The organism is Collinsella sp. LCP19S3_C9, from assembly GCF_052121575.1.
In the GTDB taxonomy this organism is placed as follows: domain Bacteria; phylum Actinomycetota; class Coriobacteriia; order Coriobacteriales; family Coriobacteriaceae; genus Collinsella.
This window is the reverse complement of sequence record NZ_JBQKDZ010000001.1, coordinates 98,171-118,793: the sequence shown is the minus strand read 5'-3', so window position 1 is coordinate 118,793 and position 20,623 is coordinate 98,171. Positions and strand designations below refer to the sequence as shown.

Annotated in this window: 18 protein-coding genes and 1 tRNA gene; 7 read left to right on the top strand and 12 right to left on the bottom strand. The window is 58.7% G+C overall.

Annotated elements, in window-relative coordinates; genetic code table 11:
- The first annotated feature begins 105 nt into the window (after nt 1-105).
- Together ACTQXI_RS00545 and lacG (ACTQXI_RS00540) are read left to right on the top strand one after the other, a co-directional pair.
- Nucleotides 106-1,881, top strand: a complete 1,776-nt coding sequence (locus tag ACTQXI_RS00545; RefSeq protein ID WP_427718986.1) for a PTS lactose transporter subunit IIBC — start codon at nt 106-108, stop codon at nt 1,879-1,881.
- Nucleotides 1,882-1,947: 66 nt separating this feature from the next.
- Nucleotides 1,948-3,387 (top strand): 6-phospho-beta-galactosidase, encoded by a 1,440-nt coding sequence (lacG, locus tag ACTQXI_RS00540; protein WP_154514977.1) that lies wholly within the window; start codon nt 1,948-1,950, stop codon nt 3,385-3,387.
- 358 nt (nt 3,388-3,745) lie between these two features.
- Here the strand turns inward: lacG (ACTQXI_RS00540) and ACTQXI_RS00535 are convergent, their stop codons facing one another.
- A complete protein-coding gene (locus ACTQXI_RS00535) occupies nt 3,746-4,747 on the bottom strand; it encodes a LacI family DNA-binding transcriptional regulator (protein WP_441048730.1) in 1,002 nt (333 codons plus the stop codon).
- Nucleotides 4,748-5,030: 283 nt separating this feature from the next.
- On the opposite strand from ACTQXI_RS00535, the gene ACTQXI_RS00530 reads away from it, so the two are divergent.
- Entirely contained in the window at nt 5,031-6,788 is a 1,758-nt protein-coding gene (locus ACTQXI_RS00530; protein WP_441048689.1) for a PTS lactose transporter subunit IIBC, read from the top strand.
- Nucleotides 6,789-6,863: 75 nt separating this feature from the next.
- Nucleotides 6,864-8,285 (top strand): 6-phospho-beta-galactosidase, encoded by a 1,422-nt coding sequence (gene lacG / locus ACTQXI_RS00525; protein WP_441048690.1) that lies wholly within the window; start codon nt 6,864-6,866, stop codon nt 8,283-8,285.
- A 516-nt stretch (nt 8,286-8,801) separates the two neighbouring features.
- On the opposite strand, the gene ACTQXI_RS00520 is transcribed toward lacG (ACTQXI_RS00525), so the two are convergent.
- Nucleotides 8,802-9,566, bottom strand: coding sequence for a DeoR/GlpR family DNA-binding transcription regulator (locus ACTQXI_RS00520; protein ID WP_441048691.1), 765 nt, complete (start codon nt 9,564-9,566; stop codon nt 8,802-8,804).
- 206 nt (nt 9,567-9,772) lie between these two features.
- Here ACTQXI_RS00520 and ACTQXI_RS00515 point away from each other — a divergent pair, with 206 nt between their 5' ends.
- Nucleotides 9,773-10,825 carry an aldose epimerase family protein gene (locus ACTQXI_RS00515; protein WP_427795498.1) on the top strand — a complete coding sequence of 351 codons (1,053 nt, stop codon included), beginning with the start codon at nt 9,773-9,775 and terminating at the stop codon, nt 10,823-10,825.
- A gap of 206 nt (nt 10,826-11,031) precedes the next feature.
- Nucleotides 11,032-11,107 (top strand) — tRNA-Thr (locus ACTQXI_RS00510).
- 211 nt (nt 11,108-11,318) lie between these two features.
- On the opposite strand, the gene ACTQXI_RS00505 is transcribed toward ACTQXI_RS00510, so the two are convergent.
- The 4 genes from ACTQXI_RS00505 to ACTQXI_RS00490 are packed head-to-tail and all read right to left on the bottom strand — an operon-like array spanning nt 11,319 to nt 13,872.
- Nucleotides 11,319-11,792 carry a YhcH/YjgK/YiaL family protein gene (locus tag ACTQXI_RS00505; RefSeq protein ID WP_117654927.1) on the bottom strand — a complete coding sequence of 158 codons (474 nt, stop codon included), beginning with the start codon at nt 11,790-11,792 and terminating at the stop codon, nt 11,319-11,321.
- Between the two features lie 32 nt (nt 11,793-11,824).
- The gene (locus tag ACTQXI_RS00500; protein WP_441548120.1) at nt 11,825-11,965 is read right to left on the bottom strand and encodes a hypothetical protein; all 141 of its coding nucleotides are present in this window, start codon (nt 11,963-11,965) and stop codon (nt 11,825-11,827) included.
- Between the two features lie 31 nt (nt 11,966-11,996).
- Nucleotides 11,997-12,932: a hexose kinase gene (locus ACTQXI_RS00495; RefSeq protein WP_441048692.1), complete on the bottom strand. Its 936-nt coding sequence runs from the start codon at nt 12,930-12,932 to the stop codon at nt 11,997-11,999.
- Between the two features lie 58 nt (nt 12,933-12,990).
- A complete protein-coding gene (locus ACTQXI_RS00490) occupies nt 12,991-13,872 on the bottom strand; it encodes an aldose 1-epimerase family protein (RefSeq protein ID WP_441048693.1) in 882 nt (293 codons plus the stop codon).
- 155 nt (nt 13,873-14,027) lie between these two features.
- Here ACTQXI_RS00490 and ACTQXI_RS00485 point away from each other — a divergent pair, with 155 nt between their 5' ends.
- Entirely contained in the window at nt 14,028-14,612 is a 585-nt protein-coding gene (locus ACTQXI_RS00485) for a hypothetical protein (protein ID WP_441048694.1), read from the top strand.
- A gap of 75 nt (nt 14,613-14,687) precedes the next feature.
- On the opposite strand, the gene nagA is transcribed toward ACTQXI_RS00485, so the two are convergent.
- The 6 genes from nagA to agaV form a co-directional block, all read right to left on the bottom strand.
- The gene (gene nagA, locus ACTQXI_RS00480; RefSeq protein ID WP_154514990.1) at nt 14,688-15,857 is read right to left on the bottom strand and encodes an N-acetylglucosamine-6-phosphate deacetylase; all 1,170 of its coding nucleotides are present in this window, start codon (nt 15,855-15,857) and stop codon (nt 14,688-14,690) included.
- 117 nt (nt 15,858-15,974) lie between these two features.
- Complete coding sequence (gene agaS, locus ACTQXI_RS00475) at nt 15,975-17,141, bottom strand: SIS domain-containing protein (RefSeq protein WP_441048695.1); 1,167 nt, start codon at nt 17,139-17,141, stop codon at nt 15,975-15,977.
- A 114-nt stretch (nt 17,142-17,255) separates the two neighbouring features.
- On the bottom strand, nt 17,256-17,987 hold the full coding sequence (locus ACTQXI_RS00470; RefSeq protein WP_154514994.1) for a GntR family transcriptional regulator: 732 nt from the start codon (nt 17,985-17,987) through the stop codon (nt 17,256-17,258).
- A 184-nt stretch (nt 17,988-18,171) separates the two neighbouring features.
- Nucleotides 18,172-19,254, bottom strand: coding sequence for a PTS system mannose/fructose/sorbose family transporter subunit IID (locus ACTQXI_RS00465; protein ID WP_138374505.1), 1,083 nt, complete (start codon nt 19,252-19,254; stop codon nt 18,172-18,174).
- Nucleotides 19,244-20,044, bottom strand: a complete 801-nt coding sequence (locus ACTQXI_RS00460; protein ID WP_154514996.1) for a PTS mannose/fructose/sorbose/N-acetylgalactosamine transporter subunit IIC — start codon at nt 20,042-20,044, stop codon at nt 19,244-19,246. Before ACTQXI_RS00460 ends, ACTQXI_RS00465 begins: the two co-directional genes overlap by 11 nt.
- A gap of 90 nt (nt 20,045-20,134) precedes the next feature.
- The gene (agaV, locus tag ACTQXI_RS00455) at nt 20,135-20,617 is read right to left on the bottom strand and encodes a PTS N-acetylgalactosamine transporter subunit IIB (protein ID WP_441048696.1); all 483 of its coding nucleotides are present in this window, start codon (nt 20,615-20,617) and stop codon (nt 20,135-20,137) included.
- Between the last annotated feature and the right edge of the window lie 6 nt (nt 20,618-20,623).

Here is a 20,623-nt window from a genome sequence, read left to right as displayed (position 1 = left end):
GGTTCGCATCTTATTTTGTGTCACAAAATGGCAACGTCAACATTTTGGCAACCAAACGTCAAAAGCTACCATCGTTGCTAACCCACCGACTCTTAGGAGCTTTGCATGGAGCAACTCATCGCCACCATCGAAAAGGGCCAGCCCTTTTTCAACGCGATCGCCCGCAACAAGTACCTCAAGGCGATCCGCGACGGTTTTATCTCCGTCATCCCCATCATCATCTTCTCGTCCATCTTCTGCCTGGTAGCCTCGGTCCCCAACATCTGGGGTTTCTACTGGCCCGATGACATCAACAACGCCCTGTGGAAGTGCTACAACTACTCCATGGGCATCCTGGCCATCGCCTGCGCCGCTACCACGGCCAAGCATTTCGCCGACGCCCAGAACCGCGATCTGCCCAAGAATAACCAGATCAACTTTATCTCGTGCATGTGCGCGGCCATCATCGGCTTCTTGCTCCTTTCGAGCGACACCATCGCCACGGATGCCGCCAGTGGCTTCAACACCACCTACCTTGGTTCCAAGGGCCTACTGACCGCCTTCATCGCTGCGTTTGTGACCGGCATCATCTACAAGTTCTTTATCAAGCGCAACATCACCGTCAAGATGCCCGAGCAGGTTCCGCCCAACATCTCGCAGACCTTTAAGGACATCATCCCCTTCTCCGTCTGCATCACCGTCTTTTGGGTCTTTGACATCGTCTTCCGCGCTGCCTTTGGCTTCTGCTTTGCCCAGGGCGTCATCCAGGTGTTCCAGCCCCTGTTCACCGCTGCCGACGGCTACATCGGCCTTGCTGTGATTTACGGCGCCATGAGCCTGTTCTGGTTCGTGGGCGTCCACGGCCCCTCGATCGTCGAGCCCGCCATCGCCGCCGCCCTCGTTTCCAACATGACCGACAACCTGGCTGCGTTCCAGGCCGGCCAGCACGCTTCCGCTGTCCTGACCCAGGGTGCCCAGTACTTCGTCGTCTGCATGGGCGGCACCGGCGCCACGCTCGTCCTGGTCTTTATGTTCTGCTTCCTGGCCAAGTCCCAGGAGATGCGCGCTGTCGGTAAGGCCGCCATCGTCCCCGTGTGCTTTGCCGTCAACGAGCCGCTGCTGTTCGCCGCGCCTATCGTGCTCAACCCCGTCTTCTTTGTCCCGTTTGTCTTTGCCCCGATCGCCAACATCTGGATCCTCAAGATCTTTATCGACTTCTTGGGCATGAACGGCTTTATGTACACCCTGCCTTGGACCGTCCCCGGCCCCATCGGCACCATCATGGGCCTGGGCTTCCAGCCGCTCGCCTTTGTGATGCTCGCCCTTATCCTGGTCGTCGACTTCGTTCTGTACTATCCGTTCTTCCGTGCCTATGACGCCCAGAAGTGCGCCGAGGAGGCCGAGATTTCCCAGGAGGAGCTCGCCGCCAAGAACGCCGAGAAGGCCGCCAAGCTCAACGATGCCTTCCAGGGCAAGGCCGACGCCAAGAGCGTTGCCGCCGGCGCTGCTGCCGAGGCCGTGGAAGCCGGCGCTCCCGCCGCTTCCGCAGCACCCGCTGCCGAGGCAACGGCCACCAGCGACCTCAACGGCAAACGCGTGCTCGTGCTCTGCCAGGGTGGCGGTACCTCGGGCCTGCTCGCCAACGCGCTGGCCAAGGCCGCCAAGGAGCGCGGCATCAATCTTGAAACCGCTGCCGAGGCCTATGGCAACCACGTGGACATGCTCCCCGACTTCGATCTGGTCGTCCTGGCCCCGCAAGCCGCAAGCTACCTGGCCGACCTGCAGAAGGACTGCGAGCGCGTGGGCAACAAGTGCGTCGCCTGCCGCGGTAAGCAGTACATTGAGCTTTCCCAGAACGGCGATAAGTCTCTCGCCTTCGTAAGCGAGCAACTCTCGAAGTAAGTAACGAACAGGGCCAGCCGACCATCCAAGACCGGCTGGCCCTTCGATTTAGACGATTGGATCATCATGTCCGTTAACCCTGCTAGCGTCACCAACCCGCCTGCGCAGTTTCCCGAGGACTTTGTCTTTGGCGGCGCCACTGCTGCCTACCAGGTAGAGGGCGAGACCCGCACCCACGGTAAAGGCAAGGTTGCCTGGGACGACTTCCTGGAGGCCCAGGGGCGCTTTTCCCCCGATCCCGCTTCGGACTTCTACAACCAGTACCCCGTCGATCTGGAGCTGTGCGAGGAGTTCGGCATCAACGGCATTCGCCTCTCCATTGCCTGGAGCCGCATCTTCCCCAACGGCACCGGCGAGATCAACCCCGAGGGCGTGCAGTTCTACCACGATCTCTTCGCCGAGTGCCACAAGCACCACGTTGAGCCGTTTGTCACGCTGCATCACTTCGACACGCCGCTTGCCCTCTTTGAGAAGGGCGACTTCCTCAACCGCGAGACCATCGATGCCTTTGTGGACTTTGCCACCTTCTGCTTTAAGGAGTACGCCGACCAGGTGACCTACTGGTTCACCTTTAACGAGATTTGGGCCGATGCCTCCAACACCTACATCGAGGGCACCTTCCCCGGCGGCGTCAAGGCGCATCTGGCCGAGGCTTTCCAGTGCGAGCACAACATGATGCTCGCCCACGCCAAGGCCGTACTGGCCTTCCACAACGGCGGTTTTAAGGGCAAGATCGGCGTCATTCAGTCGTTGGAGTTTAAGTATCCGCTCAACGAGAACGACCCCGCCGACATCAAAGCCGCCAACAACGAGCACGTGTTGCAGAACCAGTTCTTGCTCGACGCCACCTTCCGCGGCGACTACGCGCCCGACACCCTCGAGTGCGCCAACCGTCTGGCTGCCGTCTCGGGCGGCACCATCGAGATCCTGGACGAGGACCTCGAGATTATGCGCGAGGCCGCGCTCTACAACGACTACCTGGGCGTCAACAACTACCAGTGCCGCTTCTTGAAGGCTTACGACGGCGAGAACGACCTGCACCACAACGGTACGGGCGAGAAGGGCACCGGCCGCTGGCGCGTTAAGGGTATTGGCGAGCACGTGAACAAGCCTGGCATCCCCACCACCGACTGGGACTGGATCATCTATCCCGAGGGCCTGTTCGATCTGCTCGTCTACATTAAGCAGCGCTACCCCAACTACAAGCAGATCTTCATTACAGAAAACGGCATGGGCTACAAGGACCCCTACAAGGACGGTTTTGTGGACGACCAGCCGCGCATCGACTACATCGAGCAGCACTTGCGCTGGCTGCTCAAGGCCATGGAGGTGGGCGTCAACGTGGGCGGCTACTTCCTGTGGAGTCTGCAGGATCAGTTCTCCTGGACCAATGGTTACAACAAGCGCTATGGCTTCTTCTACGTTGACTTTGAAACCCAGAAGCGCACGCCCAAGGCAAGCGCCTACTGGTACAAGCACGTGGCGCAGACCCGTCGTCTGGACTAGCGGCTGGCGACCAGCGGAATTGCCCCGCTCACATAACCTGTCCCCATTTCTCAGCCGGGGGTGGCACGTCACACGGCGCGCCGCCCCCCGGCCTTTTGTTTTTGTTCGGCTGGGGGGCCGCTTGTCTCGATCTGTAACATCTAGCCGAGTTTTTGGTCCCTAGCTGTTACAAATTAAGACAAACCGGGGAGACGGGGCCGAATTGTCTAAATCTGTAACACTAAAACCGGTTTTGGACGTCTGGTTGTTACAGATTGAGATAAACGCACAGGACAATCCTCTCAATCTCGATCTGTAACATCTAGCCGAGTATTTCGGTCCTAACTGTTACAGATTGAGATGAACGAGCCAAGCACGTCTACGCCCGCAGGTCCTTCACGCTGGAACGCTCGACCAACACGCCCGAGACGAGCGTACGGCTTATGGAGCTCGGGGCTTCCAGACCTGCGACGACTTCGTTAAGCGCACGGATGCCCAGCTCGCGGTGGCGAAACTTCACCGACGTCAGAATCGAGTTGGGAATCGTCTTGTAGAGCTCATCGTCGAAGCCGATCACGGACACGTCGTCGGGCACACTGAGCCCTTTGTCACGTAGAGCCATCATCACGCCGTTTGCCATGCAGTCGTTAGCAGCGAGGACCGCCGTGCAATCGGGCTTATCGGCAAGCACAAGGCCCGCGGCATAGCCACTATCCGCATTCCAATCACCTTGCAGAGGCTCGGGCGGCTCAATGCCACGCGCCTCAAGTGCCGCACGCCAACCTTTCATACGACACTGACTCGACAGCGACTCTTTTTTACCAGAAACGAAATACACGTTCTTGTGCCCGCGATTTAAGAAGTACTCGCACGCCATGCGCGCACCGTCCTCTTGATCGTCACTAACGGTAGAGCAGGTAGGATGTTCCATCGGCGTGATAATCACCGTCTTGAGGTCTTTCGGCGCCTCAAAGGTATCAAAGTCATCGACCATCTGACGCAGGTTGAAGATCATGCCATCAACAGGAAGCTGCGACATCCTGCGCGCCGCTTCGGCAAGGGTCATCTTCTCCCCCGCCCGCTTTTTGATCATCGTGAGCGCAAAGCCTCGCTCTTCGGCGGCATCGGCGATTCCGTCAATCATGTCCACGGCGCCGCCCGACAAGTGGAACAGCACGACGCCGATGCACCCGTAACGGCCCAACTTGAGTGAACGCGCGGCAAAGTTCGCCCGGAACCCAAGCGCCTCCATGGCAGCATGGACCCTATCGCGCGTCGACTCGCGCACGCTATCGGGCTCGTTGATCACGCGCGACACCGTCTTGAGAGAAACACCCGCGGCAATCGCCACATCGTTCATCGAAACGTTTTTCTTGTCCATCGTTGCCACTACTTCTCCAGTCGGTTTTTCATCGCTTGTTTTTGCGTTCTAGCATACACTACCTGCCCGACTGATAAATCAGCCGTTTATCGGACGATATCGACCGTTCACCTGTAAATCCTTGTTGCTCTTCTAAAAATGTCTTACGTTGTCATTAACGAAATGACAACGTTGTCATTTCGCAATGCCTTCCTTAAGCGGGAAGGTTTCCGGGCAGTCCTGACCATCCATCGACGACCAGTTCCATCCACATGCATCGCGCAACAAGTAACAAAGGAGCTTTATGGACGCCATCGTAAAGATGCTCGAAAAGCATCAGCCGTTCTTTGAGAAGATCTCGAGGAACATCTACCTCCAGGCCATTAAGGACGGATTCCTTGGGTGCATGCCCATCGTCCTCACCTCTTCGATCTTCCTGTTGATTGCCACCCTTCCCGGCGTAGTTGGCATCACGCTGCCCCAGCCGCTCATCGACTGGTGCAACAAGCTGTACAACTTCACCATGGGCGTTATGGGCATCATGGTTGCCGGCACCACCGCCAAGAACTTCACGGCTTCCATGAACCGTCGCATGCCCGCCGGCAAGGTGCTCAACGACGGCTCCACCATGGTAGCCGCCCAGTGCAGCATGCTGCTGCTCGCTGTTACGCAGTTCACCACCAAGTTCGACGGCTCCGAGCTTTCGGTCTTCGATTGCACCAGCATGGGTACGCGCGGTCTGTTCTCGGCCTATATCGCCGCGTTCATTACCGTGTGGGTCTATAAGTTCTGCGTCTCGCGCGATCTGACCATTAAGCTGCCCAAGGAGGTTCCGGGCGCCATCGCTCAGAACTTCCGCGACATCATCCCCTTTGGCGGCGCCGTCATCATCTGCGGCATCATCGATGTCGTCGTGCGCAACCTCATGGGCGTTCCGTTCTCCGAGCTGCTCATCAAACTGCTCTCCCCGCTCTTCACTGCAGCAGAGACCTACCCCGGACTCATCCTTATTCAGGCAGCCACCGCATTCTTCTGGTTCATCGGTGTCCACGGTCCTTCGATCGTCCAGCCGGGCATCGACCCCATCCGTCTTGCCAACCAGGCCGAGAACCTGCAGGTTCTGCTGGCAGGCGGCCACCCCGCCCACTCCCTCACATTTAACATGTCGCTCGTGGGTGAGTTCGGAGGCACCGGCGCCACGTTCATCGTGCCGCTTCTGCTGATTCTCTTTATGAAGTCCAAGCAGCTCAAAGCCGTCGGTAAGGCTTCGATTGTTCCTGTTGCCTTCGCCGTCAACGAACCGCTGCTCTTTGGCGCGCCGATGATCCTTAACCCCTACATGCTCATCCCCTTTGTTGCCGCCGGCTGCGTCAACGTAAGCGTTGCCAAGTTCTTTATCGATAACGTGGGCATGAACGGCTTCTCCTTCGTGGTGCCTTGGGCTACCCCTGCCCCCATCGGCATTTTCATCACCACGAACTTCCAGCTCATCGCCCTGGTATTTGTCGCGATCATTATCTTGCTGGACGCCATCATCTACCTGCCGTTCTTGAAGGCGTACGACAAGCTGCTCTGCGACCAGGAGGCCGAGCGCGCCGCCGAGCTGGGTCTCGAGTCCGATGGCGCTGCCACCATCGCCGCCAGCACCTCTGCGCCCGCCGTCGAGCCGACCGCCGCTGCCGCCGACAGCAAACCTGTCGCCGATCAGCCCGAGCCCGCCGCCGATGCATCCGCTAAGAAGGATGTCGACGGCCTGAAGGTCCTCGTCCTATGCGCCGGCGCCGGCACCTCTGCCATGCTCGCCAACGCCATCAAGGAAGGTGCCGCACAGACCGGAGAGAACATCGCTTCCTCCGCAGGCGCCTATGGCCAGCACACTGCCATCATGGATCAGTACGACGTTATCGTGCTCGCCCCGCAGGTTCGTAGCTACTACAACGACATGAAGGCCGACACCGATCGCCTGGGCATTAAGCTGCTCGCCCCGCGCGGTAAGGAATATATCGACCTTACTCGCGACCCCGCTGGCGCCATCAAGTGGCTCCGCGAGAACCTCGACTAGTTCCTCCCTCTGTTGGTGCCCGGATCCCCAGTTCGGGCACCTCTCCCTATTCGTATCCCACAGAAAGGATGACTCATGACCAACCCCATGCAGTTCCCCGACGGCTTTGTGTTTGGCGGCGCCACCGCCGCTTACCAGGTTGAGGGCGAGACCCGCACGCACGGCAAGGGCAAAGTGCCCTGGGACGATTTCCTGGCCGCTCAGGGTCGCTTCTCCCCCGACCCCGCAAGCGATTTCTACAACAAGTACCCGGTCGATATCGACTTGTGCCAGCGCTTCGGCATCAACGGTATCCGCGTCTCCATCGCTTGGAGCCGCATCTTCCCCAACGGCACCGGTGAGATTAACCCCGAGGGTGTTGCCTTCTATCACGAGCTCTTTGCCACCTGCAACAATGCCGGCGTTATCCCCTATGTCACGCTCGATCACTTCGATACGCCCGAGGCCTTTTACCAGAACGGCGGCGAAGGCTTCCTGACGCGCACGACGATCGACGCCTTTGTCGAGTACGCCAAGTTCTGCTTTGCCGAGTTCACCGAGGTCAAGCACTGGTTTACCTTTAACGAGATTCCCGCGACCGCCGAGGGCAGCTTTATCGTCGGCAACTGGCCGCACGGCGAGAAGTACCGCCTGGACAAGGCCTTCCAGCTCATGCACAACATGATGGTGGCCCACGCCAAGGCCGTCGTCGCCTTCCATGAGGGCGGCTTTGAGGGCGAGATCGGCATTGTCCAGAACCTGGAGCCCAAGTATCCCCTCGACCCCAACAACGCTGCCGACTGCGAGGCAGCTCGCATGGCCGACGTCATCAACAACCGCTGGGTACTCGACGCCACCTTCCGCGGCCACTATGCCGCCGACACCATGGAGGCTGCGACCAAGCTGGCCCATATCGCCGGCGGCGAGCTCGACGTCCGCGACGAGGACATCGCCGCGCTGACCGCCGCGCTCCCCTACAACGATTGCCTGGGCGTCAACACCTACAAGTGCCAGTTCCTGCGTGCTGCCGAGGGCGAAAACGACATCAACCATAATGGCACCGGCGACAAGGGATCTTCGCGCTGGTTCCTCAAGGGCGTGGGCGAGTCGTGCGTGCGCGAAGGCGTTCCCACCACCGATTGGGACTGGATCATCTATCCCGAGGGCCTGTACGACCTGCTGCTGCGCATTAAGAACGATTACCCCAACTACAAGAAGATCTACATCACCGAGAACGGCATGGGCTATAAGGACGACTTCGAGGATGGCTTTATCGACGACGCCCCTCGTATCGACTACATGCGCCAGCATCTCGCGTGGATCCTCAAGGCGATCGACGGCGGCGTGAACGTCGACGGCTACTTTGTGTGGTCGCTGCAGGACCAGTTCTCCTGGACCAACGGCTATAACAAACGTTACGGCCTGTTCTACATCGACTTTGAGACCCAGAAGCGCTATCCCAAGGCGAGCGCGTACTGGTACAAGAACGTCGCGGAGACCGGCCTGCTCATGGCCTAGTTTCCGCCGCATACCCCCTGTCGGCCGCATACGAATCCCTCCACGGGTTCGTATGCGGCCTCTTTTGTTTTGGCGCGGCCCGAGCAGGTCGTTTGTCTCGGATTTGTAACATCTAACCGAATATTTCGGCCCTAGCTGTTACAAATCGAGACAAACAGAACGCCCGAGCAGAAATATCTCGATCTGTAACATCTAACTCGCTTTTAACCGTCTAACTGTTACAGATCAGGACAAAGGTGATGGCTGGATAGACAAAATCTCGATCTGTAACACCTAGTCGAGTTTTTGGGTCCTAGCTGTTACAGATCGAGACAAACGGAATAGGCCGAGCCAAAAATCTCGATCTGTAACATCTGACTCGCTTTTGGCCGCCTAGATATCACAGGTTGAGACAATTTGATAGCGAAGTCCCCATTTGCGCGTCATATCGCATAGCGCTGACGCGCCGATTCCCCACAATGACAGGGGGGGGCAAAAGTCCTCACACAGCGCTAGCTAGCAATCCTGCAGCGCTAGCTAGCAGATGATCTGCGTATGCTCCTCGATGGCGGCACGATCCTCGGCGGTAATACCCGGCTCGCACACCACGGCATCCAGGCTGTCCAGACGGCAGAAGGTGTAGAAGTCGCGCTTGCCAATCTTGCTGGAATCGGCGATCAGATAGCGCGAGTCTGCCTTGCTAAAGGCGAGCTGCTGGATGCGGCCCTCTTCCATGTTAGACGTAGACACGTCGCCGTCCAAAATGCCGTTGGCACCGATAAACGCCGCGTCGATACCCAACGCACGCAGGGTATCCTCGGCCGTTGGTCCCACAAAAGCGGCGGTGCGGCGACGATACATGCCGCCCACGAGGCACAGGTCGCAGTCTTCGCGCGCCTCGAGCAGGCTAAACACCGAAAGCGAGTTGGTCACAATGCGCAGGCGAAACGCCGGCAGCATCGACGCCATCTGCTCAACCGTAGTGCCCGTACCCAAAAAGATGGTCGAACCTTCCTCGATAAGCTCCACGGCGCGGCGCGCAATCTGCAGCTTTTCCTCGGCATGCTTGGTGCGCTTTTCGCTGTGCGAGTACTCGTGGCGCAACATAGCGTGGGGACGACCCTGCGCACTGCGGGCGCCGCCGTGCACGCGCTCGATCTCGCCCAGGCTCGCAAGCTCCTCAAGATCACGGCGGATCGTCATATCCGAGACGCCCAGTGCATCCGAAATCTCCTTGACCGAGACCGTGCCCTGCTCCTCGAGCAGCTGACGAACCTTATCCTGTCGCTCTGCCTTAATCACGATGAATCCTCGCCGTTCTTTGCGCGCATATCATTCAAACAGTAACGAACAAATTGTATCAGACTCGTGCGCGTCAAAAATGAACGCCCGCACAGCTCCAATCATCACTTTTTTGAGAAAAATACCCCCTGCTTTAGTGGGATGTAGTGATAATCTCGCCTGTTCGCGCTACAGTTTGTCGGAAATACCTCGATGTTAGGAACCAAATGATCACTTCTGAGCTTTTCGGCACCGCGCCGTGCGGTACCCCCGTTCATCGTTACACCCTCAACGGGCCCGAGATCTGCGTTCGCATTATGGACTATGGCGCCACCGTGCTGGGTATCGATGTGCCCGACATTCCCGGCAACGTGCGCGATGTGGTGCTGGGCTTCGATAAGCTCGAGGATTACTTTGACAACCCCGCCTGCTTTGGCGCGACCATTGGCCCCGTGGCAAACCGCACTGCGGGCGCCACGATCACCATCGACGGTACGGACTGGCATATGCCCGCCAACGAGGGCGCCAATAACCTGCACAGCGATCTTGAACACGGCCTGCACAAGCGCGTGTGGGATGTTGAGCTCGACGAGGCCCACAACGCCGTGCGCATGACCACCTCACTTGAGGATGGCGAGTTGGGCCTGCCCGGCAACCGCACCTTTACGGCCGTGTTTACCGTAACGCACACCGGCCGCTTCCGTATCGAGTATGGCTGCGAGAGCGACCGTGCCACGTACGTGTCCATGACCAACCACACGTACTTTAACCTTGCCGGTCATAATGCCGGCATGGACTGCGAGCACTTCTTTGTTGCCAACGCCGCCCACTACCTGCCCATCGACGACCAGAACATTCCTACTGGCGAGATTGCTCCGGTCGAGGGAACACCGTTTGATTTTCGCGAGTTACGCCCCGTCGCGCCTGGCATGGAGGCCGACCATCCGCAGATTAAGCAGGCACGCGGCTACGATCACTGCCTGTGCATTGGCGGCTATCAGTACGGCCGCAATCTGCGCCGTGCCCTGCACGTCGAGGAGATGTGGACCGGCCGTGAGCTGGACTACTACACCACCGCCCCGGGCGTGCAGCTCTACACCGGCAACTGGCTAGGCGATGAGCACGCCAAGGACGATGCCAACTACGGCTGGGGCGCCGGCTTTGCCCTCGAGGCCGAGATGTACCCCGACACGCCGCACCGCCCGCTGTTCCCCCAGGGCATCGTGGGCCCGGGTCATCCCTACAGCAATGTGATCGAATACCACTTTATGAGGCACTAAGCCCATAACGCAACATATCGCACAGCAGCGCCCGCCGGCACACCGCCGACGGGCGTTTTTCTACCCAGTTGTAGGCAACCAGGCACATCCCGGCTTGAATGATTAGTGCATTTAACGTGAGAAAAGCTGTCAGAACACTTGCGCGGATTTACGATGTCCCGTATCATAGACAGCCGTTGACGCCTCAGCTGCGTCACCACATGGCCGCCAGCGTAGCTCAGTTGGTAGAGCACCGCTCTCGTAAAGCGGGGGTCACCGGTTCGAGCCCGGTCGCTGGCTCCATTGCACAAGACAGCCGCCTTCGGGCGGCTTTTTTGTTTTCGATTTTGAGTGCGCGCGCCCACCCACGCATCGCCACAGCGTCAGCTCCCCTATTCAAAAACAGAAACCCCGTTAATCGTGATTCCCCTAGGAAAACACGATTAACGGGGTCGTAGCGTGCTTCCCTTAGGGGAAACACGCCATCAGACGAACAGCTCAGTCGGGCAGTTCGCTACTCCTCCCAGTAGGCGTCGGCAAGCAGCTTAAAGCAGATCTTCTTGACCGGCTGCGCGCCATCGCCCGGGAACTCGAGCGTGGGCATGTGAGGCTCGCCGGCAACGAACAGCGCAAACTTGTCGTCGGCAAGATCGCCGGCGATCGAGGCGTCGGAATCGACCAGATCGTAGTCGTCCTTCTCGTCAAACTCCTGGACCAGCGTCAGGCTACCCGTAGCGACCTTAAAGGCCTCGCGACCCTCGACGTCGATCTGCAGGTCGTGATAGCGCTGATGCGTCTCATAGTGAGCCTCGGCCTCGGGACGCGTCGTGGGAGCCATGACGTTCGCAAAGACCTTGTCGCCCAAAATCGGATGGCTGCCGACCTCGAGCTGCGCCGGGTCGTTCTCCTCGAGCCAGTCGATCAGCACGTCGAGGCCCTTGAGCATTCCGCGGTACTCCTCGATATCGCCCAATGCACCGTAAATCATCTAAATCCCCTCTCGGATCGTTTCTTTGGCGGCTACTCGGCAAACGCGTTGCCAAAGCTGTTGCCGCCCGCATACGTCTCGACCAGGGTAAGGTCGGGAATGAACACGACAGTATCGGCGTCGCGCCCCGGCATAATGCTACCGCACTTGTCGTTGGCTCTAACCACAAGCAAACAACCGATGCCGGAGCCGACGCCCAAGCTCTTACAGCTCGGTCACGACAACGCCGTTGTAGACCTCGTCCCAACGGTCCATAACCAGATGACCGGTCATGGGATCCATGGCATTGAGCTTGCCGCAGGTGTTGGCGGTACGCAGCACCGTCTCGTCGTCCGCGCCGGCAGCGATGGCATGCGCGAAACCGGCGATAGTGGAGTCGCCGGAACCCGTAGCGTTAACGGCAGGAATATCGGGGGTCTTGGCACGGAACGCACGTCCGTTGTGGAAGCCCACGGAGCCGGCAGCGCCCATGGACACGACGACCCAGGGGATATCGGAGAAGCGGTCATCAGAGGCAAGTGCGGCCCGGAGCTCGTCCACATCGTCGGTGGTAAAGCTCGTGCCCAGAAGGCCGTTGATCTCGGTTAGGTTAGGCTTGACCAGCTCGGGCTTGACCTCGGACTTGAGGGCAGCCTCAAGCGAAGCGCCCGAGGTATCGAGCAGCACCTTGGCGCCGGCGTTCTCGGCAATGCCCGTAATCTTGGCATAGTAGTCCGCCTCGACGCCGCGGGGCAGCGAACCCGAAATAGTGACGACGTCGGCCTTGCTCGCAAGCTCGGTAAACTTGGCGGTAAAGGCATCCAGCTCCTCGGGGGCAATCGTCGGGCCGCTCTCGAGCAGCTCGGTCTGGTTGCCGGCGTGGAGGATGTTGAGGCAAATGCGAGTCTCGCCCTTGATGGGCACAAAGTCGTTGTTAATACCGTTGGCATCCATGAGCTCTGCCATATAGGCGCCCATATGGCCACCGAGCAGACCGGTTGCCACAACGTCGTCGCCCAGCTGGCCCAGCACACGGGCCACGTTGAGACCCTTGCCGCCGGCGGTCTTTTCGGGCGTCACACGGTTGACGTCGTCGATAATGAGCTCATCGAGCTGATAGCGCGTATCGACAGACGGGTTCATCGTAACGGTGAGGATCATTTTAGCTCCTTATCTCGCGGGCTCCTTGTGCCTCGCGATACGAGTCGACAAAACGGAATTACAGAATCTCAATCGTGAACGAGCGAACGACGGTCTCCTTGGGCTTGGCGACAAGGCAGCCGCGCTTATGCTCAAGTACGTCGTCCTCATCGGAGCAGGTCGAGAGGCCGCCCCAGGGCTCAACTGCCACAAAATCGCCCTCGGGCTTGCTCCACACGATGAGGTACGGGAAGCCCTCAAAACTCAAGCGAACGCCCTTGTCCTCGCCCTTCTTGGAAAGCGTGACCTGACGACTCTCGAGCACGTCAAAGATGGTCTCCGCAAAATCGAAGAGCTCATGCGACAGGGGCAGCGTCTTTCCCACCATGGGGTTCTTTGAACGGTTAGCTACATCAATCAAGCCAGTCGAGGGTACGGCGGTGCAAAGCTCCGCAGCCTCGTCTTTCTCGAAGCGCAACTCGTAGTCCGTATAGGCCTCGCCCTCGTCGAGCGGGCACCTAAAGCCGGGGTGTCCACCGATAAAGAACGGCATGTCCTCGGTGCCCTCGTTGGCCACCTCATAGGAAACGCGCACGGCAGCGTCCTCGAGCGTATAACGAGCGACAAGCTTAAACGGGTAGGGATAATCTCTCAGCAGCGCGGCGTTATCCTCCGAAGCCAGGCACATAGCCAGCTCGTTTGCGCTTTGGCTCAGCAGCTTCCACTCCTGTTTGCGCGCAAACCCGTGGCGAGCGAGCTTTACATGATGCCCGGCAAACGTCATGGCGCTGCCATCGCGCAGGCCTCCGCAAATCGGGAAGCAAATCGGTGCCTGGCCGGACCACACGGCGGGATCGCCCTGCCACAAGTACTCGCGGCCTCCGGCCTCAATCGAGGTAAACGAACCACCAGCCGTGGACACCTTAATAGAAATCGAATCGTTGGAGAGAGCGTATTCCATTGCCCATCCTTTCGAACAACTGCTTTTGCTCGCAAGTATCCGTCTCGGCCCTGACCAAAGGACAAACCCGCACGCTCAGCGATGTGTCCGGTATCCCAGCAATGCAACGGGGTACCATACAGACATTGATGCAATTACAGCTGGAAGGTCTTCTTATGCGAACCATCATCCTCTACGCCTCGCGCCATCACGGCAATACGAAAAAGCTCGTGGACGCCATCGTCGAGGCACACCCCGAGATCGATACCCTCGACGTCAAGGCGCTCGGCAAAAACGAGTATCCCAACCTGCACGAATATCATCTGATCGGTGTCGCCACGGGCATCTATTACTCCGAGATCGACAAGGACATGGCACGCGTGCTCACTAACGTGCTGCAGCCGCAGGACAAGGTGTTTGGCCTTATGACCTACGGTGGCAAAAACAAGTGGTACGGCAAGGATATCGATGGCATCTGCCGCATGAGGCAGGCCATCTTTATGGGTGTCTACGGCTGCCCCGGCTTTGATACGTGGGGGCCGTTCAAACTCACCGGCGGTGTCCAAAAGGGACACCCGACCGCTGAGGAAATTAAGGGCGCCGTCGACTTCTTCGACAAGATCGAAGACGAGTATGGCGACATCATCGTCGAAGAGTACGCCAAGCGCGAGAAGCGCCTAGCATACGAGAAGGAGCATCCTGCAGGAGGCCTGGTGACCGGCGTTAAGCGCACGGTAAAGAAGATCGCTAACAAGCTATAACTGTGAAGGTACTTTTGAGCGTTTAACCCATGCGGCGGGTCCGAGCAGATTCGGGCCCGCCGTCTTTTTCTATCGTTACTCGGTAAAGGCGTTACCGACGCTCTGACCGCCAACATACGTCTCGACGAGGGTGAGCTCATGGTCGAACACGACAAAGTCGGCGTCGCGACCCGGCATGATGCTGCCGCACTTATCCTCGATGTGCACGGAGCGTGCCGGCACCTCGGTTGCCATGCGAATGGCGATATCGGCACTGGCAATGCCCCAGTCGACGATGTTCTTGACGCCCTGGGCAAGCGTGAGCACCGAGCCGGCAATGCTCTTGCCGTCGGCGAGCCAGCACAGGTTGTCCTTCATGATGACGTCCATGCCGCCACTGGTGTAGCTGCCCTCGGGCATGCCGCCGCAACCCAGGCAGTCGGTGATGAGCACCGTATGCTGCCAGCCCTTTGCCTGCAGCAGCGCCTTGATAGCGCCAGGGTTTACGTGCTTGCCGTCACAGATGATCTCGGCGTAGGTCTCGGGCGTGGACATGGCAGCACCCACAACACCGGGCTCACGGTGATGCAGTCCGCGCTGGCCGTTATAGGTATGCGTAAAGCAGCTGGCACCGGCGTTGATGGCGGCGATGCACTCATCGTAGGTGGCGTCGGAGTGACCGATGCTGGTCACCACACCCTTGGCGTTCAGAGCAGCCGCATAAGCAGCGGCACCGTCGTGCTCGGCTGCCATGGCGCTCTTAACGATGCGACCACCCGCAGCCTCCTGCCACTGATCGAAGACCTCCTCGGAGGGATCGATAAGATAAGCGGGGTTCTGCGCGCCCACGTGCTTCATAGTAAAGAAAGGGCCTTCCAGGTAGATGCCCTGAATGCGAGCACCGCAAAAGTCGGGGCCACGGCCTTCGTCCGCCTGAGCGATGGCGGCGCAGGCGTCCTTGATCTGCTCGACGCCATCGGTGAACGTCGTGGGCAGCCAGCTGGTGGTACCGCGACGGGCGAGCTCGGTCGAGCTGATATCGATGCCCTCGGGATCGTTATCGGTAGTCGAATGGTTATAGAAGCCATGGATGTGGGTGTCGACCATGCCCGGAGCGATCCACGATCCCGTGTAGTCCTTGATCTCGCAGGAGGGCTCGTCGGCCTGCCAAGCGCCAAAGACGCCGTCCTCGACCATAAGATAGCCGCCCAGTTGCGGGCCTGCCGGCAAGAAGAACTTGTCAGCCTTAATTGCGTACGTGCTCATATGTACTCCTTACTTCTAAAGCAGTTAACTGTGGTGATGTTTATACCCAGCTCACGTAAAACAAAAAGCGCCCGCCCGCCGTTACGAGCGGACGGGCGCCCTTACAGGGGGACGCGATTAAGCGGTGAAGGGGTGAATCGTCACGCCCTTGACCACGCGGTTGACCGTGCCCGTGGGGCTCGGCGTGTCGGGCGTGTTGCCCACGCGCACGGAGTTAAGCAGGCTGATAGCCTGAGCAAACATCACGAACGGCAGAGCAAGGTAGCCCTCGGGAAGTGCCTCGTAGCCCTTAAAGGTGAAGGACTCACCCTCGTAGACAGTAGCGCCATCCTGCTGAACGGCAACGGTGTGCTGAGCAATATCGTCGCCACCGATCTCATTGAGGATGTCGATGTCGTACTGACGGGTGTAGGCGTCGTTGTTGACGAACACGAACACGAGGGTCTTGTCGTCGACGAAGGACTTGGGTCCGTGACGATAGCCCATGGAAGTGTCGTAAGAAGTGGCAACCAGGCCGTGAGCGAGCTCGAGGATCTTGAGCTGGCTCTCCTGGGCAAGGCCACCGAAGGAGCCAGAACCCAAGTAGGTCACGCGGTTGAAGTCTCCAGCGAGGTAATCGGCGATCTCGGGCTCACGGGAGATGACCTCCTCGCCCATCTTGGCAATCGTCTCGACCCACTCGGCCTTCTGCTCGTCAGAGGCAGTGTCGAAAATAAGGGTGGCGAGCAGGGTCATGCAGGAATAAGAACCGGTCATGGCGAAGCCCTTGTCGTTGGCGCGCGGAATGAGCAGCGTCAGCGCGTTGGGATCATCGGCAGACTCGACGGCGAGCTTGCCCTCGGGAGCGCAGGTGATGTTGAGGAATTTGACGTTGTGGACAAGCTCCTTGGCAACGGCAACGGCGGCAAGGCTCTCGGGGCTGTTGCCAGAGCGGGCAAAGGAAACCACGAGCGTGGGATCCTCGGCACGCAGGAAGTCGCGCGGGGCGCTCACGATGTCGGTCGTGGCAATGGGCTTAAAGTCGTAGAGATCAGTGTTGCCAGCGTGACGCAGGTACGGGGCGCAGGTATCGCCAACGTAGTCAGACGTACCGGCACCGGTGAAGACAACGGACAGACGGCCCTCGCCCATAGCGCGAGCCTCGGCCAGAAAGGCCTCGATGGCCTCCTTGTTCTCACGATAGATGTTGAGCGTATCACGCCAAAGCTCGGGCTGCTGAGCAATCTCGGCCGTGGTGATCTGGGCGCCGAGCTCGGTGAGCTCCTCGACACTCTTCTCGAACATTTCTAATACCTCTCTCTAGAAGTAATCCTCTGACGTGCAATTATACACTTCGGTTGGTTATCTGGTAGTAACCAGTTAAATGCAAGGAATCACCATATGGAAACGATGCGAACACTAGTTGCTACGCTGGTGGTAAACCTTGTATTTAAACTGATCGGCACGAGCAACCGAGAGCGTATACTCCACAACCTCGTTTGACTCGTTATACGTAGTCCTGACCAAATCGAGCACAGGCGACCCCTCGACAATTGCCAAAAGGTGGGCATCGGTGGGACGGGCTATGCTCGCATAGAACTCCTCTTCGGCCACGCGAATCTTTTGCTGAAAGTCCTGCTCAATCACATCGTAAAGCGGCTTACTCTCCAGCAGTGGTCGCTTTAGGGACAGAAATTGACGAACCGGCAGATAGCTGCGTTCGACCATCATGGGCATGTTGTCGGCAGAACGAAGGCGCTTGAGCTTAAAAACGCGATCACCGATATGCAATCCCATATGCTCGGCTAGATTCTTATCGGCCTCCATCTCGCAAAACTCGAGAATCGTGGTCTCGGGGTCACGACCCATCGCGCGCATCTGTTCGGTAAAGCTGTAGGACTGCATAAGATTGGTTGCCTTTGCCGAACGGTCGGTCACAAAGGTACCGCGACCGTGCTGCCGAACCACCAGTCCTAAACGCTCCAGTTCCTGCAGAGCCAGGCGTACCGTGGTGCGCGAGAGACCATAGCGCTCCGAAAGTTCGCGCTCGGAAGGAATCATGTCACCGGCGCGATATTCATGGTCAATCTTTTCGGTCAGAATATCGACCAGCTGATCGTACAGCGGTTGCTTACGCGCCCCGATCGCCATCCTATCCTCCCATTTTCTCAAACTCGGCTACTACCTTGGGTGGTTAACATTATCTGTCTGCCACATCCGAATCATCAAGAAAACAAAAGCCGCGCGCTCTTTCGAGCACGCGGCTTTTAACATACACATGGCTTAAGGGGTCGGGGTGTGAGCCGCGTAGGGACACACCCCTCAAGCTAGAGCCTTACCAGATGCTCGGCCAGAGACCAAGCGGGCCAGCGCCCAGGATGCCCAGGACGAAGAGCAGCAGAATGCCCTTGGTCGGGGTCCAGCTGTGCTTAGCGAACATGTAGTAAAGCAGCAGCGTAAGCATAAGCGGGACGAGCTTCGGGACGATGGTGTTGAGGGTGTCGGCAACAGAGAAGTTGACCGGATCCTCGGTAACGGTGCCGTAGGTCACGGACTCCATGCCGTTGCCCAGATCGGTGACGCCGCACTCGACAGCGTTGCCGTCGGCATCGGAAGCGGTGAGGGCGTTGCCGTCCTTATCGGTCATGGCGATGGTACCGGCCTCAGCGGTCTCGGTATCGATGCCCTCCATACCGGTGAAGTTCTCGGCCTCCTTCTCGGAGACGATCACGGTAGTAGCGGAGAGGCCACGGGTGGTGCCGTTGGGAATCTGGAGGTTGATCTGGGTGCCACCCATGGTGACGACCAGGCAACCGACGACGAAGACGCCCATGATGGAAGCGGCGCGCGTGAAGGCCTGCATGTTGGCGGTCAGAGCGTCAATAGCGCTGGTGCCAAGCTTGTAGGACCAGTTCATGAGCCAGAAGCGCAGTGCGAACTGGACGGCGTTGAAGATCACCAGGAAGATGATCGGCGCAGCGGCGTTGCCGTTGATGGCCATGTTGGAGGTGATGCCAGCCGTGATAGGCACGAGCGTCAGCCAGAACAGGGCGTCACCGATACCACCGAGCGGGCCCATTGCGGCGACGCGGACGGCGCGAATCGTGGGGATGTCAACCTTGTTCTGCTCGAGCGAAAGCACGATGCCCATAACAAAGGTGACGAGGAACGGGTGAGTATTGAAGAACTCCAGGTTGTGGCTCATGGAAGCCGCGAGGTCGTTCTTGTTGGTGTGGATCTTCTCCAGACCGGGGATGATGGAGTAGAGCCAGCCAGCGGCCTGCATACGCTCGTAGTTGAACGAGGCCTGCAGGAAGCAGGAGCGCCAAGCCATCTTGTTGAGGGTCTTCTGGTCGAGCTGCGGAGCAGGAGTGAGATCCTCGTAGTGCTCCGGGATCACATACTCATTAGATGCCATCTTCGAAGTCACCTCCGTCAGAAACAGCTGCACCCTTCAGCTCGGTCTGCTGCTGGAAGTCCCAGAAAGCGATGCCGAAGCCGATGAGAGCGAGGATGAGCAGGGCAGGAGTTGCCAGAGAATCGTTGGCAACGGTGATGATCGCGAGGCCAAAGCCCATGAGGAAGAAGCCCCACATATCGCGGTTCATCATAACCTTGAGCAGGACGGCGAAGCCGACGAAGCGCATCATGCCGCCTGCAGCGGAGAGACCGGTCTGCAGCCAAGCCGGGATGGCGGAAGCGATGGTCTGACCGATGGTAGCGCCAGCGATGAAGAACAGGGTGACGACGATAGCGAAGATCAGGCCGAGCAGAGCCATGGCGAAGTAGTTCAGACGCTCGATACCCTTGGTGTCAGCGTTGTGAGCCATGTTGTCCGCGGAGGACATGAGCGGCGACATAAGCGTGAAGACCAGGGTAACGCCGAGCTGACCAAGCAGAGCGAACGGAATGGCAAGGCCGACTGCCGCGTTAGGCTCGAGGCCCGTGGCGATTGCGAGAATGGCTGCCATGATGCCGCCGATGACGGCGTTAGGCGGCTGAGCGCCTCCGATCGGCATGTTGCCGATCGTCATGAGCTGATAGGTACCACCCACGAGAAGACCGGTGTTGAGGTCGCCAAGGATAAGACCGATGACGGCGCCGGTGACGATGGGCTGATAGAGAGACTCGAGGAAGTTGAACTGGTCGATTGCCGCGACGAACGTGACGATGAAGACCAGAGCGACCTGGATGATCGAGTATTCCATCTTGCTCCTCCTTTCAAAATGCATGTACGCACTTTTGATATCACGTACAGAACGTCAGGGTTTCACTCCTGACAATGTGGATCACGAGGATTACGAGAAGAGCTTGCTCGTGTCCTCAACAGGCGTGCTCGGAACGCGCCTGATCTCCAGCTCCACCCCCAATTCCTTCAGCTCTTTAAACGCAGCGACATCCTCGTCGTTAACTGCGACGGAGGTGGCGACTTGGCGCTTTCCTTCCGACATGTGCATGTTGCCGATGTTTACCTTCTTTATAGGCACACCGCCCTTGACGAGCGTAAGCACGTCTTCCGGTGTTTCGGCCACGATGAAGATCTTCTGGCGCGGGCTCGCCTTGCCGATGACGTCGATGGTCTTCTGCAGGGAGAAGAAACGCGTAGCGACGCCGGCGGGAGCGGCCATCTTCATGAGGTTCTGACGCATGGTATTGGTTGACACGTCGTCGTTGGCGACGAGGATGAGGTTGGAGCCCAGAGTGGAGTTCCACTGGGTGGCAACCTGACCATGAATCAGTCGGTTATCGATGCGGGTAAGAAGAATGTTGGGTTCTGCCATGCTGAT